Origin of the sequence: Tessaracoccus lacteus (genome assembly GCF_029917005.1) — a bacterium.
GTDB classification, from domain to species: domain Bacteria; phylum Actinomycetota; class Actinomycetes; order Propionibacteriales; family Propionibacteriaceae; genus Arachnia; species Arachnia lactea.
In genome coordinates this window covers 288,674-305,540 of the sequence record NZ_CP123967.1, presented here as the reverse complement: position 1 = coordinate 305,540, position 16,867 = coordinate 288,674, and the positions used below count along the sequence as shown (strand labels likewise).

Sequence of the window (16,867 nt, the reverse complement as noted above, 5' to 3'; positions counted from 1 at the left end):
GGACGCCGTGCGCCGACTCACACGCGCGATGCAGCGTCACCCGGTTGACCCGGCCGGAGGTCCGCAGAGCCGAGGTGGGCCGACCCGCCCTGCGGCTCCCGCGACATCGGGTGGTCGGCGCCCGACGGTCAGAGACGGTTGGTGTCCTCCGCGCGGGTGCCGGTCCACTTGTCGACGGAGGGCTCGACCTGCTCGCCCGCCGCCTTGGGGCCGCCGGCGGCGGCGACCCGGGCGGCATGCGTCGGGCCGTCCGGCACGTGCGCGGGGCGCAGCGCGTCGAACTCCCTGCGCAGCACCGGCACAACCTCCTCGCCGAGCAGGTCGAGTTGCTCGAGGACGGTCTTGAGCGGCAGTCCGGCGTGGTCCATCAGGAAGAGCTGGCGCTGGTAGTCACCCGCGTAGTCGCGGAAGCCGAGCACGCGCTCGACGACCTGCTCGGGCGACCCGACGGTCAGCGGGGTCTCCTTCGCGAACTCCTCCAGCGTCGGGCCGCCGCCGTAGACGGGGGCGTGGTCGAAGTAGGGGCGGAACTCGCGGACGGCGTCCTGCGAGTTCTTCCGCATGAACACCTGCCCGCCGAGGCCGACGATCGCCTGGTCGGCGGAGCCGTGGCCGTAGTGCTCGAAGCGCCGGCGGTAGAGGTCGACCATGCGACGCGTGTGGCTCGGCGGCCAGAAGATGTTGTTGTGGAAGAAGCCGTCGCCGTAGTAGGCGGCCTGCTCGGCGATCTCGGGAGAGCGGATCGAGCCGTGCCACACGAACGGGGCCACCCCGTCGAGCGGCCGCGGGGTCGCGGTGAAGCCGTGCAGCGGGGTGCGGTGCTTGCCCTCCCAGTTCACGACCTCGCTGTGCCACAACTCGTGCAGCAGCGCGTAGTTCTCGACCGCCAGCGCGATGCCGTCGCGGATGTCCTTGCCGAACCAGGGGTACACCGGGCCGGTGTTGCCGCGGCCCATCGTGAGGTCCATGCGTCCGTCGACGAGGTGCTGCAGCGTGGCGTAGTCCTCCGCGATGCGCACCGGGTCCGTGGTGGTGATCAGCGTGGTGGCCGTCGACAGGATGATGCGCTCGGTCTGGGCGCCGATGTAGGCCAGCGTCGTCGTCGGGGAGCTGGCGACGAACGGCGGGTTGTGGTGCTGGCCGACGGCGACGACGTCGAGCCCGACCTCCTCGGCCTTCTTCGCGATCGCGACGGTCGCCTTGATGCGCTCATGCTCGGTGGGCGTGCGACCGGTGGTCGGGTCGGTGGTGATGTCGCCGACGCTGAAGATGCCGAACTGCATGGTGACCTCCTTCAAGGTGTCACCAGCCTACAACATTGTTGACTGTTCAACTATTCCGGTGACGCGGCAGCCCGGGGTCAGTAGAGACGCGATGAGCACGACACACTTGTCATCGTCGAAAAACGCCCATGTGAACGTTCCCCGTCGCGATGAGAAGTGTGTCGTGCTCATCCGGGCCCCAGGGGCCGACGGCGAGGTCGGCCACGGAGCGGGGTCAGCAGACCTTGCGCGTCCAGCCGAAGGTGTCCTCGGCGCGGCCGAACTGGATGTCTACCAGGTGGCGACGGATCTCCTCGGTCTTCGGGCCGGGCTGCCCGTCGCCGACGACCGCGACGCCGCGCTGGGGCGAGTTGAAGCCGACGATCGGCGTCACGACGGCCGCCGTGCCGCACGCGAAGACCTCCGTGATCTGGCCCGACTCGACCCCGTCGAGCACCTCGTCGACGGAGATGGGGCGCTCGACGGCCTTCAGACCGTGGGCGTCGGCCAGCTTGAGGATCGAGTCGCGCGTGACGCCTGGGAGGATCGAGCCGAGCGACGGGGTCAACAGCTCCCCGTCGGCGGTGACGAACATGACGTTCATCGTGCCGCACTCCTCGACCCACTTGTGCTCGGCACCGTCGGTCCACAGCACCTGGCCGCAGCCGTTTGCGTAGGCCTCCTCGGTCGCGACGAGGCTCGCGGCGTAGTTGCCGCCGCACTTGGCCTCACCCGTGCCGCCGATAGCCGCGCGCGTATAGTTCGGCGTGATCCACAGCTTGACGGGCTCCGAGTAGTACGGGCCGACGGGGGTGCAGATGACGGAGAAGCGGTAGGACTTCGCCTCGCGGACGCCGAGCAGCGCCTCGCTGGCGATCATGAACGGGCGGATGTAGAGGCTCTGCTCGTTCTCGCCGGCGGGGACCCAGTCGCGCTCGAGGGCGACGATGCGCTCGACGGCCTCAACAAAGACGTCCTCGGGCAGCTCGGCCATCCCGAGACGCCTCGCGGAGTTCACAAAGCGGGCAGCGTTGCGGTCCGGGCGGAAGAGCCAGATGGAGTCGTCGTCACGACGATATGCCTTGAGGCCCTCGAAGATCTCCTGCCCGTAGTGCAGGACGGCAGCCGCGGGGTGCAGCGACCAGTCGCTCATCGGGAGGATCCGGGGGTCCTGCCAACCGTCACCTTCCACGTAGTCGATCACCACCATGTGATCGACGTAGTGGCGCCCGAAACCGGGGTCGGCGAGGGCGGCCTGACGGACCGCCGGGGAGGTGGGATGCGTGGTGCGCGTGAGGGAGAACTCAGCCATGCCGCGATGCTAGCCCGGCATGTCGGACGCCCAGGTCCTCGTCCATCCGCGCCCGACGGGTTGCGCGCCCGTGCGAAGGGTGCCCGCGCGACGTCGGCGCGCCCGGCCCGCACTCGTCTCCCGACCGGTCCGTGTCCCGACGTGTCCCGACCGGAGTGTCGTGCACACAACAATGCGCATTCCGCCGGCCCTGCAACATAGGAGCAACACTGCCGCTCTGGGCATAGTTGTGCACGGACAGGTGCGACGGGCGTGCGGAGGCTCCGGGCGGAACGACCCCAGAGCTCGGGCTAGGCCCGGTAACCCTCACGTCCGGATACCTGATGGGCGCTGCCTTCTCCACACCCGCCCTAAGGTGGGGTCTCACAACCCAAGGAGGATCCATGTCCGAGACCCGCAACCCCACCGAGGTGACGCTGGATCGACTCGGCCCGCTGCACTACGAGGCGACCAACTCCCGGGGCGGCACGCTGCCGATCGGGACCGGCCAGACCGACGAGTTCACCCCCGTTGAGCTGATGATGGCCGCGATCGCGGGCTGCTCGGCCATCGACGTCGACATGCTCACCCACCGTCGCGCCGAGCCCGACGTGTTCACGACCACCATCACCGCAGACCGTGTGAAGGATGAGTCCGGCAACCGGCTCGACGCCATCGACGTGACCTTCACGATCCGCTTCCCCGAGGGCGAGGACGGAGACCGCGCCCGACGCATCCTCGAGCGCTCCGTCCAGGACTCCCACGACCGCCTCTGCACCGTCTCCCGCACCGTCGAGGCCGGCACGCCCGTGACCATGGGCCTGTCGGAGGACTGAGCCGGTGCGGACCCAGCGCGCAGCGGAGAAGAATAGCGACACAGGGGTCGCTTCACAGGGCGCCCGACAAAAAAGCTCCACAAAACGGGAATCAATCTGGCGCTCCGGTGGTTGTCAGGCGTTGACGCCACCCGGCGCCAGCCCCGACCAAAGGACGTGACATGAGACTCCGCCTCGCCCCATCGCTCGCAGGAATACTGGCCGCTGGCCTGTTGCTGACGGGCTGCGCCGGCGGAGGAACCGGCGACGCGACGACCGCCGCGTCCGCCGACACGGCCGCCTCGATCGAGGTCGGGTCGCTGTACGAGCCGAGCAACCTGAGCAACGTCGACGCCGGCGGCCAGGGCGTCACCGAGGCGTTCAGCGGCAACGTCTACGAGTCGCTGATGAAGCTCGACGACGACGGCTCCGTCACCCCGCTCCTCGCCGAGGACTACTCGGTCAGCGACGACGGCCTCACCTACACCTTCACCCTCCGCGACGGTGTGAAGTTCCACTCCGGCAAGGAGCTGACGGCCGACGATGTCGTCTCCAGCTTCGAGCGCGTCACGGCCGACGACTCCCAGGCGGCGCGCAAGTCCAGCTACGCCGTCGTCTCCGACGTCGAGGCCACCGACGACTCCACCGTCACCTTCACCCTCTCGCAGCGCTCCATCTCGTTCCCTTACCTGATGGCCTACGTGTGGATCGTGAACCCTGACCTCGCCGACGCCAAGACCGACGCCGACGGCACCGGCCCCTACTCGTTCGATGAGTGGCAGCGCGGCAGCACGCTCAGCCTCGTCCGCAACGACGACTACTGGGGCGACCCGGCCAAGAACGGCCGCGTGACCTTCCACTACTTCACCGACGCGAGCGCCGAGTCCAACGCGCTGCTGACCGGCGAGATCGACCTGATCACCAGCATCCAGAGCCCCGACTCGCTGACCCAGTTCGAGAACAACGAGGACTTCACGATCTCCGAGGGCACCTCCACCACCAAGGAGCTGCTGGCCTTCAACGACCGCGTCGCCCCGTTCGACGACTCCCGCGTCCGCCGCGCCATCTACTCCGCCGTCGACCGCGAGAAGCTCCTCGACGCCATCTGGGACGGCCGCGGCACCCTGATCGGCTCGATGGTTCCCCCCACCGACCCCTGGTACGAGGACCTCACCTCGCTGAACCCGTACGACCCCGAGCTGTCCAAGCAGCTGCTCTCCGAGGCCGGCCTGGCCGACGGGTTCTCCTTTACCCTCTCGACCCCGAACTACGACCCGCACCCCGCGGTCGCCGAGTTCCTGCAGTCCGAGCTGGCGAAGGTCGGCATCACCGTCGACATCAAGGTCATCACCGCCGACGAGTGGTACACCGACGTCTACCAGAACCTGGACTTCGAGGCGACGCTGCAGGAGCACGTCAACGACCGCGACGTCGTCTGGTACGCCAACCCCGACTTCTACTGGGGCTACGACAACGCCGAGGTCCAGGAGCTCGTCGCCTCCGCTGAGCAGGCTGAGACCACCGACGAGCAGACCGAGGACCTGAAGAAGGCCAACGAGATCATCGCGACCGAGGCCGCCAGCAACTGGCTGTACCTCTACCCGCAGATCGTCGTCGCCTCCTCCGACGTCACGGGCTTCCCCGTCAACGGCCTGAACTCGCAGTTCTACGTGTACAACATCGAGAAGGCCTGACATCCTGAACCCGATGACGAAAGGCGGTGCGCCCACCCGTGGCTAGTTACCTGGTGCGGCGCACCGCCTTTCTCCTGCTCAGCTTCGCCGCCGCGATGCTGCTGATCTTCCTGCTGCTGCGCGTCCTGCCCGGCGACCCGGCCAACGCGCTGCTGTCTCTCGACGCGACCGACGAGCAGATCGCGGCCGCCCGGGCGCAGGTCGGCTCCGACCAGCCCATCGGCACGCAGCTGCTCAACTGGGTCGGCGACGTGGCCCGTCTCGACCTGGGCACGTCGTTCACCTCCGGCACGGCGGTGCTGCCCGAGATCACCTCCCGGCTGGGCGTGACGATCCCGCTGACCCTCATCTCCTTCGTCATCTCGGTGGCGCTGGCCTCGGCGCTCGGCTACTACGCGGCGGTCCGCTCCCACACCCGGCTGGGCGTGGCGGTCGCGGCCGTGGCGCAGGTCGGCATCGCGGTGCCGGTGTTCTGGATCGGCATCCTGCTGGTGTGGATCTTCGCTCTGGGTCTGCGGCTCCTGCCCTCGGGCGGCTTCCCTCGCGAGGACTGGGCCGACCCCCTCGACGCGCTGCGGTCCCTGCTGCTGCCCATCTGCACCATCGTGATCGTGATGACGGCGTCGCTGGTGCGGTACGTGCGCTCCGCGGTGCTCGACGTCCTCGACAGCGACTACCTGCGCAACGCCCAGGCCCTGGGCGCGACGCCGGGCGAGGCGTTCCGACGGCACGGCGTGCGCAACGCGTCGGTGCCCGTCATCTCGATCCTCGGCATCGAACTGGCCTCGACGCTGCTCGGCACCGTCGTCGTCGAGTCGGTGTTCACGCTGCCCGGACTAGGGTCGATGCTGACCAAGGCCATCGAGACCCACGACTACCCGTCCATCCAGGGGGTCCTGCTCGTGACGACGTTCCTGGTGCTGGTGATCGGCTTCGCCGCCGACATCGTGCAGCGCGTCGTCGACCCGCGGCTCCGCTCCAGCCTCTCGGGGGCCCACGCATGAGCGCGTCGGTGACGGGCACGATCGTCGAGGTGCGGCCGCACCGTCGACGGTGGCCCGCGTCGCTGACGATCGGCGTGGTGCTGCTCGCCTTCGTCGCCGCGGTCGCGCTCGTCTCGCTGGTCTGGCTGCCGTATGAGCTGTCCGACACTTCCGGCTCGCGGCTCGAGTCGCCCAGCGCCCAGCACTGGCTCGGCACGGACAAACTTGGCCGCGACACCTTCAGCTACGTCATGGTCGGCACCCGCATCGCCCTCACCGTCGGGCTGTCGAGTGCGGTCATCGCCATGGTCGTCGGCCTGGTGCTCGGCACGGCGGCGGCCTTCCTCGGAGGCTGGATCGACGACGTCGCATCGTCGCTGCTCGACGTCGTGATCGCCTTCCCGACGCTGCTGCTGGCCATGCTGATCGGCGCCACGCAGGGCGCGAGCCTCACGTCGGCGGTGTGGTCGATCGGCCTGGCGGCCTCCGCCGTCGTCGCCCGGCTCACCCGCATCCTCGCCAAGCGCCTGCTGCAGCAGCAGTTCGTCACCGCGGCCCGCACATCGGGCACGGGCTGGTTCGGGATCATCCGGCTGCACCTGCTGCCGAACATGTGGCCGACGCTGGTCGTCACCGCGGCCCTGATCTTCGGCACCGCCGTCCTCGCCGAGGCGAGCCTGAGCTACCTGGGTCTGGGCGTCCCGCCGCCCAACTCGTCGCTCGGCCGGCTGCTGCAGGGCGCGCAGGCCACCGTGCTCAACGCGCCGTGGGCGGCTATCGCGCCGGGCGTCATGATCGTCGCGATCGTGCTGGGCGCCAACTTCCTGGCCGACGGGCTGCGCGAGCGCTTCGACCCGACGAGAAGGACCCGCGCATGAGCATCGACGTAGCCGACCTCACCATCTCGCTGGCCACGTCCGGGCGCCCGCTCGTCGAGGGCCTGTCGTTCACCCTTGCGCCCGGCGAGCGCCTCGGCATCATCGGCGAATCCGGCTCCGGCAAGTCCGTGACCATCTTCTCCCTGCTCGGCCTGCTGCCCCGCGGGCTGGTGGCCGGCGGGTCGGTGGAGATCTCCGGCACGCAGGTCGTCGGCGCCCGCCCCGCGGAGCTGCGCGCGCTGCGCGGGGCCCAGGCGGCGATCGTGTTCCAGGAGCCGGCGACGGCCCTCGACCCGCTCACCCGCGTCGGCGACCTGATCGCCGAACCGCTCGCCCGCCACCGGGGGCTCCGCGGCGCCGAGCTCGACGAGGCCGTCCGCGCCGCGCTGCGCGAGGTGTCTCTGCCCGACGACCGCCGGACGGTCCGGTCGTTCCCGCACGAGATCTCCGGCGGCCAGCGGCAGAGGGTCGCCATCGCGATGGCGCTCGCGTGCCAGCCTCGCTTCCTGCTGGCCGACGAGCCCACCACCGCCCTCGACGTCACCGTCCAGGCCGAGATCCTCGACCTGATCCGTCGGCTGTGCGACGAGCGCGGGATGGGGCTGATCTTCGTCAGCCACGACCTCGCCGTCGTCGCCGGCATCGTCGACCGCGCGCTGGTGATGCAGCACGGCCACGTCGTCGAGGAGGGTCCGATCGTCGACCTGGTGAACCGCCCGCAGCATCCGTACACCGCGTCGCTGGTCGCCAGCGCGCGGGCGCTGGAGCAGGCCCTCGCGACGGGAGAACTGCCATGACCGACGAGCCCACCGGGGTCTCTCCGACGCCCGACCAGGGGGCACCCGCTCCCCGCCTTGCGCTGGACCGCGTCACGTTCACGTACCGCGGCGCCACTGCCCCGGCGCTGCGCGACGCGACGTTCGCCGTGCGCGGCAGCCTGGGGATCGTCGGCGAGTCGGGTTCCGGCAAGTCGACGACGCTCAACCTGCTGCTGGGGCTGCTGCGGCCCTCGTCGGGGCGCGTGCTGTTCGACGGCGAGGAACTCCGCGGCGCGGCGCGCATCCGGGCGCTGCGCCGCGCGGTACAGCCGGTCTTCCAGGACCCGTACGCGTCGCTGGACCCGCGCATGCGCGTGGACCGGATCGTCGGCGAGCCGCTCGCGTCGCTCGGGATCGCCTCGGGCGCCGCGGCGAAGCAGAAGGTCCGCGACGCGCTGGCCGACGTCGGCCTCGACGCGGACACCCTGACTCGCTACCCACATGAGTTCTCGGGCGGGCAGCGGCAGCGGATCGCAATCGCCCGGGCGCTGGTAACCGACCCGGCGATCCTCATCGCCGACGAGCCCGTCAGTGCTCTCGACGTGACCACCCGGATCGACGTCATCGCGCTGCTGGACCGGCTCCGCCGCGGCCGCGGCCTGTCGGTGGTGATGGTGTCGCACGACGTCAGCGTCGTAGCGGCGCTGTGCGACGACACCGTCGTGCTGAAGGACGGCGAGGTCGTCGAGCAGGGACCTACCATGCAGGTCCTCCACTCCCCGGCGCACCCCTACACCGTGCAGCTGATCTCCGCCATCGCCACCCTCCCGACCACTGCCTGACCGCCCCGCCCCCTCCCCCGGCCGCGATGAGCACGACACACTTGTCGTCGCGCGAAATCGCGATGTGAACGTTGCCTTCCGCGACGAGCAGGAGGATGTGCTCATCGACGCGGTCAGACGACAGTGAAGGGCCGGACCGGCCCGTGCTAGCGTTCCCGGATGCCGACCTCACAGGAGCGCTCCCGCGCCTTCACGCACGTGCTGATCAACTCGGCCGCCGCGTCGCTCGGGACCGCGTTCATCTGGTTCGGCATCACGTTCTGGGCATATCTCGAGACCAGATCCGTGCTGGCGACGTCCTTCCTCGGTGGCGCGTACATGCTCGGCATGGCCGTGCTGGGGGTCCCGTTCGGCGGGCTGATCGACCGCCTGCGCAAGCACACCGCGATGATGATCTCCGCCATCGCCACGACGGCGTTCTTCCTGCTCGGCGGACTGATCTTCCTCCTGGTCCCCGCCGACCACCTCTCCGACATGGGCCGACCCTGGTTCTGGATCTTCAGCATCCTGATCCTGCTCGGCGCGCTCGTCGCGATGATCCGGGCGCTCGCGCTGTCGACGTGCGTGACCATCCTCGTCGACTCCGAGAAGCGAGCCAATGCGAACGGCCTTGTCGGGGCCGTGCAGGGAATGACGATGCTGGTCGTCGGGATGCTGTCCGGCCTGGCGATCGGGCAGCTCGGGCTCGGCTGGACGCTGTTCATCTCGATCGTCGCGGTCGTCGGATCGCTGATCCACCTGCTGCTCATCCAGATCCCCGAGCCGACGATCGTGCACGCCGAGGGGACCCCGAAGGCGGTGGACTTCGGCGCCGCCTGGCGGGCGATCGTCGTCGTGCCGGGGCTCATCGGACTGATCATCTTCTCGACGTTCAACAACTTCCTCGGCGGCGTCTTCATGGGTCTGCTAGACCCGTACGGCCTCGAACTGCTGTCCGTCGAGGCCTGGGGCATCCTCTTCGGGTTGTGCAGCATCGGATTCATGGTCGGTGGCGCGATCATCGCCCGGACAGGCCTCGGCCGCCTGCCGCTCCGGACCCTGCTGCGGGCGTGCATGGCCATGTGGGTCGTGTCGGCGCTCTTCACCATCCGCGACCAGGTGTGGCTCCTCGCCGTCGGCGTCTTCCTCTACATGGTGCTCATGCCGTTCATCGAGGCCTCGGAGCAGACACTCCTGCAGCGCGTCGTCCCGCTCGAGAAGCAGGGTCGCGTCTTCGGCTTCGCGCAGGCGGTCGAGGTCTCCGCCGCCCCGCTGAGCGCGTTCATCATCGGCCCCGTCGCCGAGTTCTGGCTGATCCCCTACGCGCAGTCGCCCGAGGGCGTCGCGACGTGGTCGTGGCTGATCGGCACCGGCCGGGCCCGCGGCATCGCGCTGGTCTTCGTGCTGTTCAGCCTCGTCGGCCTCGTGCTGACCGCCGCGGTGTTCTTCACGCGCACCTACCGTCGCCTCAACGAGAGCTACCTCGCTGGCGACGTGAACGTCGACGTCGTCCCGAGCCCCGACCCCGCCCCCTGACGTAGCCCGAAGGCGCGGGTGACGAGCCCGACCGCACCGTCGCGATGAGCACATCCTCCCTCTCGTCGCGACAATCGGCCCGAAAACGACCGTTTCCGACGACGACAAGTGTGTCGTGCTCATCGCACCCCACGGGACCGGCAGCGACGCGGCCGATCGTCAGCGGACGAGGCGACCGTGTGCGAGGTCGATCAGGCGCGGGAGGACGTCGGCGGCGCGCAGGCCGCTGTGCTCGAACTGGTTCGTCACCCAGGGGCGCAGGCCCGGCATCAGCGACGCCGTGGCCAGCGACAGCTCCGCCGGCACGTACACGTCGTTGAAGTAGACCGCCGCCGCACCGACGGCGCCCGACGCGGCGATCGCGTCCGCGTCGTACAACTTCGGCCACGTCACCTCCGCCAGCTGGTCGGCCACCTCGCGCCACGGCCTGAACGCCGGGACCGTGTCGGCCCACTCGCGACGGACGTGCTCGCCGGTCAGCAGGGTCGGGTCGGCGCGGAAGTCCTCCGGCTCCGCCCGGTCCGCCGCCCAGCGCGTCGCGACGCCGTCCGCGTAGCAGGACTCGTGCAGCACGTAGTAGAGCGGGTTCCGGCCGCCGAACGGCAGCGCGGCCGCCAGGTCGTGGGCGAAGGCGTTGGTGCCGGGGTCCAGTTCGAGCAGGGCGTGCAGAGTCTGCCAGCCGTTGTCGCCGCCGAGCAGCGAGCCCAGCGACCGGATCCTCGACACCGAGACCACCTCACCGTCGGGCAGCACCAGCTCGCCGCGGTCGGCCAGGCCGACCAGCCGCTCGACGACCGCGCGGTGCTCCGGGAACCGTCGGTAGTAGTTGGCGTTGGCCCACCGCATCTTGTCGTAGGTGACGCCGTACACCTCGTCGGGCGTCTTCCCGATGGCGCTCAGCCCGCCGGTGAAGTACACCTTGTCCAGGCTGGCCGCCGCGGTGCTGAGGTAGGTCAGCGTGCAGAACCCGCCGAACGACTGCCCGAGCACCGACCACTTCTCCACGCCCAGCCGCTCGCGCAGCGCCTCGGCGTCGCGGATGATGGAGTCGGCCCGCAGATGTGTGAGGTGCTCGACGACGACGTCGGTGGGGCTGGCCAGGTCGCGGTCCCCCACCGGAGTCGAGCGGCCCGTGCCGCGCTGGTCGAGGAACACCACGCGGTGCTCCTTCAGCGCGGCGTCCAGCCAGCCCGGGCCGGTGGGGTTGCGCAGCGGGCGCGGGGCCTCGTGACCCGGGCCGCCCTGCAGGTACAGCAGGAACGGCAGCTCCTCCCCACCCTCGCGGCTGACGACCGACGCGTACACGTCGATCGTGCGCGCGTCCGCCTCGTCCCTCCACACCAGCGGGGCGCTGAAGTGGTGCTCGTCGACGATCAGGTCCTGCATCCGGCGCGTGGTGTGGGTCATGTGGCCGAGCCTATCCCCGGCGACGACACTGCGGCCGCCGGCCGCCTCCCTGGCCGCGCCCGCACCGTCGCCGCTTCCGAGGCGCCAATCCTGTGGTCGCCGTCGGGTCCGGACGCCGCCGGACGCAGGCGTCACCGTCGATGGGCAGCGGACGATTCTCGCCGGCGGACCGGGGAGAAGCGGGCACTGCCCGTTATTCGTCGGCGATCCGGCGCCCAAGGAGAACCAGACCACCGGGGACACGCCACCCCCCGCGAAGCAGTGTGCGCAAATCGGCACCGGACCGGGGAGAAGCGGGCACTGCCCATTTTTCGTCGGGGATCCGGCGCGGTGTGCAACGCGGCGGAGCCGGAGCCGCGCGCTACGCGGTGGAGCCGGAGAGCTGCGCGACGCAGGTGGACCCGACCCCAGTCGGGCGCGAAGGCCGCGACTGCGACCCTCAGGCGGGGTCCCCCGATGTTTCGATGAGCTCCGCGATCCGCCTGCTGAGATACGCGCGTACGTCGGGGGGCAGGGGAGTCCCCGTGATCATGTCGTAGACCCAGAGCCCGTCGGAGGCGAGGTGTGCGATGAGCCGGGAGGCTCAGTCCTGGGGAATGGTGCCGTCGAGGACCCAGGCGAGGAACTCGCGCAGGTCGCCGGTCTCGCCGTCGCGTCCGCCCTTGCCGATCTGCATCGTGGCAAGCGTCGGGACCAGCTGCACGCCCCGGAACCGGGCCATGAAGCCGGCCGGTACGACGAGCGAGTAGTAGTTGCCGTCGGTGTCGATGGCCAGCGACTTGTTGGTCCGCAGGTACCAGCCGACCTTGTCGGTCTTCACAACCACGCCGTCCATCGTCGTCGCCTTCAGCGGGTGCGGCGCGGGGCCTTGCTCCGTGGCGGTGGCGACGAACTCGTCGATGAACGTCTGAGCGCGGGCGGCCTCGGCGCGGGCCGCGTTGGCCGTGAGCTCCGCACGCTTCTTCGCGTCGCGCTGCCGCTGCGTCAGGTGCTCGTCGCTCATGCCAGCAGCCTACCCAGCGGCACCCCGACCACCAGACGCCACCCTTAGTCGTAGGCGCCAGGGCCGGGTCGTCGAGCCTGTCGAAACGCCCTGAGCTCAGGGAACCGGGTCGTTGAGCCTGTCGAAACGCCCTGAGCGAAGCGAAGGGGACCCCTTGACCACCGGCTCTTGACCACCGCCTCTTGACCACCGCCTCGCTCCGCTCGGCGCCCTTCGACAAGCTCAGGGAACCGGGTTGAGCTCAGGGAACCGGGCTGAGCTCAGGGAACCGGATTGAGCTCAGGGAACCGGGTCGTTGAGCCTGTCGAAACGCCCTGAGCGAAGCGAAGGGGACCCCTTGACCACCGGCTCTTGACCACCGCCTCGCTCCGCTCGGCGCCCTTCGACAGGGCCTGTGCTGAGCTTGCCGAAGTGCTCAGGGAACCGGGTTGAGCTCAGGGAACCGGGTTGAGCTCAGGGAACCGGGTTGACCTCAAGGAACCGGGTTGAGCTCAGGGAACCGGGTCGTTGAGCTTGTCGAAACGCCCTGAGCGAAGCGAAGGGGACCCCTTGACCACCGCCTCTTGACCACCGCCTCGCTCCGCTCGGCGCCCTTCGACAAGCTCAGGGAACCGGGCTGAGCTCAGGGAACCGGGCTGAGCTCAGGGAACCGGGCTGAGCTCAGGGAACCGGGCTCAGCTCAGGGAACCGGGCCGTTGAGCCTGTCGAAACGCCCTGAGCGAAGCGAAGGGTCCAACCTGATCACGCCTCGCTCCGCTCGGCGCCCTTCGACAAGCTCAGGGAACCGCAGGCTTCGCCGGCGACTTCGGGCCCCACTCGTACAGCCAGCCGACGGCGCGGTAGCGGGACCGCAGCTTCACCAGCAGCGCGGGGATGCCCAGGGCCGCGGCCAGGATCAGGATCGTCGCGGGCCAGCGGCCGAGGCCCAGGATCACCGCCAGGTACGACGCGGTCTTCAGGAACGGCAGGTGCGACGCATAGAAGACGATCGCCTCGCGGCCGATGGTCTCCAGCCAGCCGATCGGTCGCGTGATCCGGTCCGACAGCAGCACCAGTAGCGCGACGAACGTCACGGTCCCCGGCACGGACCAGATCGTGTACCACGTCTTGAACCCCAGCGGCCCCGCGACCAGCGACGCGACGGTGACAAGCACGAACAGCGCCACGACCCACGAGCGCTGCAGCACGTCCCACCACCGCGGGTGCCGGGCGACGAGCTCGCCGAGGAAGAACAGCGCCAGCATGTATGGGAAGCGGGTGTGCCAGCCGTCGTAATCGCCGACCCACTGGGCAAACACGAGCAGGACGGGGATCGACCACGCGCGGATCGCCGGGGTCAGCAGCCGCGCGATGACGAAGAACGCGAACAGGTAGGCCAGATACCAGGTGTAGGTGTACTGGCTGAGGTAGGTGTCGAGGACCTGCTGCCAGCCGAACGTGTGCCCGCCGAAGCCCCAGCTGCCGATCACGAGGAAGATCGCCAGGATCGACGTCCACACGAACCACGGCCACGCGATGGTGCGCAGCTTGTTGTCTAGGAACACGCCCCACGACTTCCGCAGCGTGCGCTCCAGCAGGAACCCGGACACGAAGATGATGATCTGCATCCGCATCGCCGACGTGGCGGCGTTCCACGTCCACATGCCCGGGATCAGGTCGATGCCGCGCGAGACCAGGGCGATCTCCGTGTGGTAGGTCACCACCATGATGATTCCCAGCGCCCGGATCCGGTCGATCCAGACGAGTCTCTGCGCGGCCACCTGCTGAATCTACCCGCTGACTAGGTCTGCGCCCATGCGACGGCGGCCAACACGGAGGCCTGCGCGTCGCCCGGCGTGGCCGGCAGGATCGGGATCCCCATCGTGCCGAGCATTCGCTGCATGCCGTCGCCGACGTGGTCGACGACGACCGCCTGCACCCCCTGCTCGCGCAGGAAAGTCACGACGCGGGCGTGGTGCGATCCGTGGGTGCCGCTGTCGTGCGACTCGTCCCACGCGACCTCGTGCACCGCCCAGGCCGCGACGGCGCCGTCGACGACGTCCGCGATCGCGACGAAGTGGGCGCGTCCCCAGGATCCGGCCGCGCGCCCTTCGGCGTCGACGGGGGTTGCGATGATCACAGCGTCTCCATCCTCTTCTGAAGCCAGGTGAGCTGGACCGCCACCTGGTGTTCCTGACCACCCTCGTGGTCGTTGAACGGGTAGACCTCGATCGACGCCTCCCCGGCCCACGCGTGGTACGCGCCGAACACCGTCGACGGCGGACAGGTCTGGTCGAGCAGCGCGACGGAGAACAGCGCCGGCGCGGTCGCCCGGGCGGCGAAGTGGACCCCGTCGACGTAGTTCAGGGTCTCGAACACCGTCGCGACGCGGTCGCGGTGCACGGACAGGTACCGGGCGACCTCGGTGTACGGCGTCGTCGTCGACACGTCGACGGCGCGGGCGAAGTCGCACAGGAACGGCACGTCGGGCATCGCCGCGACGACCCCGTCGGCGAGCGCCGCCGCGGCGATCGCGAGCCCGCCGCCCTGGCTGATGCCCGCGACGACCACCCGCTCCGGGTCCACCTGCGGCAGCTCCTTTGCCGCGTCGACGGCGCGCACCGCGTCGACGATCAGGCGACGGTAGTAGTACGTCTCGAAGCTCTCGATGCCACGCAGCAGGAATCCGGGCACCGACGGGCCGGCGCCGTGCGGGTCGTCCGTGTGGCCGCCGCTCCCCCACGACGACCCCTGCCCCCGCGTGTCCATGAACAGCTGTGCGTAGCCGGCGTTCGCCGAGGTCAGGTGCTCGATCGGCAGCCCGCGGCCGCCGCCATAGCCCTGGTAGGTGACGACGACGGGCAGCCGCGTGGCCGTGCCCGCCGGCACGACGAGCCACGCCCGGACGGGATCGCCGCCGAAGCCGGGGAACGTGACGTCGAACACGTCGACGAGCTTGAGCCCGGTGGTGACGGGCGTCACCACCGGCACCATCGGCACCGAGCGCGCCTCGGCCAGCGTGGCCGCCCAGCGCTCATCGAAGTCGTCGGGCGCGACGGCTGCGGACCGGTACGTCTCCAGCTGGGCCAGCGGCAGGTCGATCGCGGGCATTCAGAGCTCCGTTCCGCGCGCGATGGCGCTGGCCATGGTGGGCGCGAGCGGCAGGCGCGGGATGAGCGTGCACTGCGCAGCGTGGTACAGGTCGGCCTTGCCCGGCCAGACGGTGTCGGTCGGCCGGTTCTCGGGGTCGAGCTGGTGGTGCCACGAGCCGTGCTCATGGTCGAGCACGTAGGCGTCGGCGTAGTCCCACCAGGTGGCATAGAGCTGCGCGTATCGGGCGTCGCCCGTGCGCTTCCACAGCGACGCGGCCGCACCGATCGCCTCCGCGACGACCCAGTGCATGCGGTCCGCGACGACCGGGGTCCCCGTCCAGTCGGTCGTGTAGGCGAAGCCACCGCGCTCGGCATCCCACCCGTCCTCGACGGCGCGGTCGAAGAGCGCGACGGCGGCCTCGGCCCAGTCGGTCCCCGTCGCCCCGGCGGCCTCCAGGTTCAGCAGCAGCCGAGCCCACTCGATGCCGTGCCCGACGGTGGCGCCGTACGGCTTGAACTTGTCGCCCGGGACGTCGGCGTTGAACTCGAGCAGCGGGTTCCACCGCTCGTCGAAGTGCTCGGGCAGCCGCCACCCGTTGGCCTTTGCGGCCCGAGCGGCGAAGGCCCCGATGCGGGCGGCGCGGTCGAGCCAGATCCGTTCCCCCGTCACATCTGCGGCGGCGAGGAACGCCTCGACGGTGTGCATGTTGGCGTTGATGCCGCGGTAGGGGTCGAGCACGGTGAAGTCGTCGTTGAACGTGTCGACGACCAGCCCGGCCTCCTCGTCCCAGAATCTCTCCTCGACGGTGCGCAGCGCCTCGGCCAGGAGATCGCCTGCCCCGTCGAGCTCGGCGAGCACGCCGGAGCTCGCCGCCAGCACCACGAACGCGTGCGCGTAGGCGGCCTTGTCGCGGGCGCCGGGCGGCAGCGTACCGCCGACCTGGGCGAACCACCCTCCGTTGACGTCGTCATACAGCGGCCCGGTCAGCCCGTCGAGCGCCCGCTGCGCGATGACACGCGCACCGGGGATGCCCTGCAGTGCGCCGAGGCTGTAGGTGTGGACGGTCCGGCAGGTGATCCAGCACTGCACACCCTCCGCCGCCACGGGGCTACCTTCGTCGTCCAGCCAGGCCGCTCCCCCACCGTCGACCGGGGTACGGCGGCCGAACTCAAGCAGGCTGAGGAAGTGCCCGTCCAGCCAGCTCCGGTGCGTGTCTCGTTCGATGATCTGCATGGGGGGACTCCTTTGCCGTCGGAACCGACGCTAGCGGATCACGCCTTGACCCGGACAAGCGGTTCGACTCACTGAGGTACTACGGTTCAGGGCATCGGGCCGACCGGTCCGGCT

At 69.9% G+C, this 16,867-nt stretch carries 15 protein-coding genes; 7 read left to right on the top strand and 8 right to left on the bottom strand.

The window, feature by feature from the left end:
* Positions 1-128: 128 nt before the first annotated feature.
* Together QH948_RS01325 and QH948_RS01320 are read right to left on the bottom strand one after the other, a co-directional pair.
* Positions 129-1,283 (bottom strand): LLM class flavin-dependent oxidoreductase, encoded by a 1,155-nt coding sequence (locus QH948_RS01325; RefSeq protein WP_281145186.1) that lies wholly within the window; start codon positions 1,281-1,283, stop codon positions 129-131.
* Positions 1,284-1,497: 214 nt separating this feature from the next.
* Positions 1,498-2,574, bottom strand: coding sequence for a branched-chain amino acid aminotransferase (locus QH948_RS01320; RefSeq protein ID WP_281145185.1), 1,077 nt, complete (start codon positions 2,572-2,574; stop codon positions 1,498-1,500).
* 383 nt (positions 2,575-2,957) lie between these two features.
* On the opposite strand from QH948_RS01320, the gene QH948_RS01315 reads away from it, so the two are divergent.
* The 7 genes from QH948_RS01315 (at position 2,958) to QH948_RS01285 (ending at position 10,038) form a co-directional block, all read left to right on the top strand.
* Positions 2,958-3,389: an OsmC family protein gene (locus QH948_RS01315; RefSeq protein ID WP_281145184.1), complete on the top strand. Its 432-nt coding sequence runs from the start codon at positions 2,958-2,960 to the stop codon at positions 3,387-3,389.
* Positions 3,390-3,550: 161 nt separating this feature from the next.
* Complete coding sequence (locus tag QH948_RS01310; RefSeq protein WP_281145183.1) at positions 3,551-5,062, top strand: ABC transporter substrate-binding protein; 1,512 nt, start codon at positions 3,551-3,553, stop codon at positions 5,060-5,062.
* A gap of 38 nt (positions 5,063-5,100) precedes the next feature.
* Positions 5,101-6,066, top strand: coding sequence for an ABC transporter permease (locus QH948_RS01305; RefSeq protein ID WP_281145182.1), 966 nt, complete (start codon positions 5,101-5,103; stop codon positions 6,064-6,066).
* The gene (locus QH948_RS01300; protein ID WP_281145181.1) at positions 6,063-6,923 is read left to right on the top strand and encodes an ABC transporter permease; all 861 of its coding nucleotides are present in this window, start codon (positions 6,063-6,065) and stop codon (positions 6,921-6,923) included. The genes QH948_RS01305 and QH948_RS01300 overlap by 4 nt, the downstream gene beginning before the upstream one ends.
* Positions 6,920-7,720 (top strand): ABC transporter ATP-binding protein, encoded by an 801-nt coding sequence (locus QH948_RS01295; protein ID WP_281145180.1) that lies wholly within the window; start codon positions 6,920-6,922, stop codon positions 7,718-7,720. Before QH948_RS01300 ends, QH948_RS01295 begins: the two co-directional genes overlap by 4 nt.
* Entirely contained in the window at positions 7,717-8,523 is an 807-nt protein-coding gene (locus tag QH948_RS01290; RefSeq protein WP_281145179.1) for an ABC transporter ATP-binding protein, read from the top strand. Before QH948_RS01295 ends, QH948_RS01290 begins: the two co-directional genes overlap by 4 nt.
* A 159-nt stretch (positions 8,524-8,682) precedes the next feature.
* Positions 8,683-10,038 carry an MFS transporter gene (locus tag QH948_RS01285; RefSeq protein ID WP_281145178.1) on the top strand — a complete coding sequence of 452 codons (1,356 nt, stop codon included), beginning with the start codon at positions 8,683-8,685 and terminating at the stop codon, positions 10,036-10,038.
* A 159-nt stretch (positions 10,039-10,197) separates the two neighbouring features.
* Here QH948_RS01285 and QH948_RS01280 read toward each other — a convergent pair whose 3' ends face one another.
* The 6 genes from QH948_RS01280 to QH948_RS01255 form a co-directional block, all read right to left on the bottom strand.
* On the bottom strand, positions 10,198-11,445 hold the full coding sequence (locus QH948_RS01280; RefSeq protein ID WP_281145177.1) for an alpha/beta fold hydrolase: 1,248 nt from the start codon (positions 11,443-11,445) through the stop codon (positions 10,198-10,200).
* 583 nt (positions 11,446-12,028) lie between these two features.
* A complete protein-coding gene (locus QH948_RS01275; protein ID WP_281145176.1) occupies positions 12,029-12,448 on the bottom strand; it encodes a hypothetical protein in 420 nt (139 codons plus the stop codon).
* Between the two features lie 776 nt (positions 12,449-13,224).
* Positions 13,225-14,208: an acyltransferase family protein gene (locus QH948_RS01270; protein WP_281145175.1), complete on the bottom strand. Its 984-nt coding sequence runs from the start codon at positions 14,206-14,208 to the stop codon at positions 13,225-13,227.
* A 20-nt stretch (positions 14,209-14,228) separates the two neighbouring features.
* Entirely contained in the window at positions 14,229-14,567 is a 339-nt protein-coding gene (locus QH948_RS01265) for a NifB/NifX family molybdenum-iron cluster-binding protein (protein WP_219081790.1), read from the bottom strand.
* Complete coding sequence (locus QH948_RS01260; RefSeq protein WP_281145174.1) at positions 14,564-15,538, bottom strand: acetylxylan esterase; 975 nt, start codon at positions 15,536-15,538, stop codon at positions 14,564-14,566. Before QH948_RS01260 ends, QH948_RS01265 begins: the two co-directional genes overlap by 4 nt.
* Positions 15,539-16,753 carry an AGE family epimerase/isomerase gene (locus QH948_RS01255; RefSeq protein WP_281145173.1) on the bottom strand — a complete coding sequence of 405 codons (1,215 nt, stop codon included), beginning with the start codon at positions 16,751-16,753 and terminating at the stop codon, positions 15,539-15,541. It lies immediately after the preceding gene.
* Positions 16,754-16,867: the final 114 nt, after the last annotated feature.

Coding starts and splice junctions, on each gene's coding strand:
- QH948_RS01325 (WP_281145186.1), bottom strand. CDS start 1,283: ATGCAGTTCGGCATCTTCAGCGTCGGCGACATCACCACCGACCCGACC.
- QH948_RS01320 (WP_281145185.1), bottom strand. CDS start 2,574: ATGGCTGAGTTCTCCCTCACGCGCACCACGCATCCCACCTCCCCGGCG.
- QH948_RS01315 (WP_281145184.1), top strand. CDS start 2,958: ATGTCCGAGACCCGCAACCCCACCGAGGTGACGCTGGATCGACTCGGC.
- QH948_RS01310 (WP_281145183.1), top strand. CDS start 3,551: ATGAGACTCCGCCTCGCCCCATCGCTCGCAGGAATACTGGCCGCTGGC.
- QH948_RS01300 (WP_281145181.1), top strand. CDS start 6,063: ATGAGCGCGTCGGTGACGGGCACGATCGTCGAGGTGCGGCCGCACCGT.
- QH948_RS01295 (WP_281145180.1), top strand. CDS start 6,920: ATGAGCATCGACGTAGCCGACCTCACCATCTCGCTGGCCACGTCCGGG.
- QH948_RS01290 (WP_281145179.1), top strand. CDS start 7,717: ATGACCGACGAGCCCACCGGGGTCTCTCCGACGCCCGACCAGGGGGCA.
- QH948_RS01285 (WP_281145178.1), top strand. CDS start 8,683: ATGCCGACCTCACAGGAGCGCTCCCGCGCCTTCACGCACGTGCTGATC.
- QH948_RS01280 (WP_281145177.1), bottom strand. CDS start 11,445: ATGACCCACACCACGCGCCGGATGCAGGACCTGATCGTCGACGAGCAC.
- QH948_RS01275 (WP_281145176.1), bottom strand. CDS start 12,448: ATGAGCGACGAGCACCTGACGCAGCGGCAGCGCGACGCGAAGAAGCGT.
- QH948_RS01260 (WP_281145174.1), bottom strand. CDS start 15,538: ATGCCCGCGATCGACCTGCCGCTGGCCCAGCTGGAGACGTACCGGTCC.
- QH948_RS01255 (WP_281145173.1), bottom strand. CDS start 16,753: ATGCAGATCATCGAACGAGACACGCACCGGAGCTGGCTGGACGGGCAC.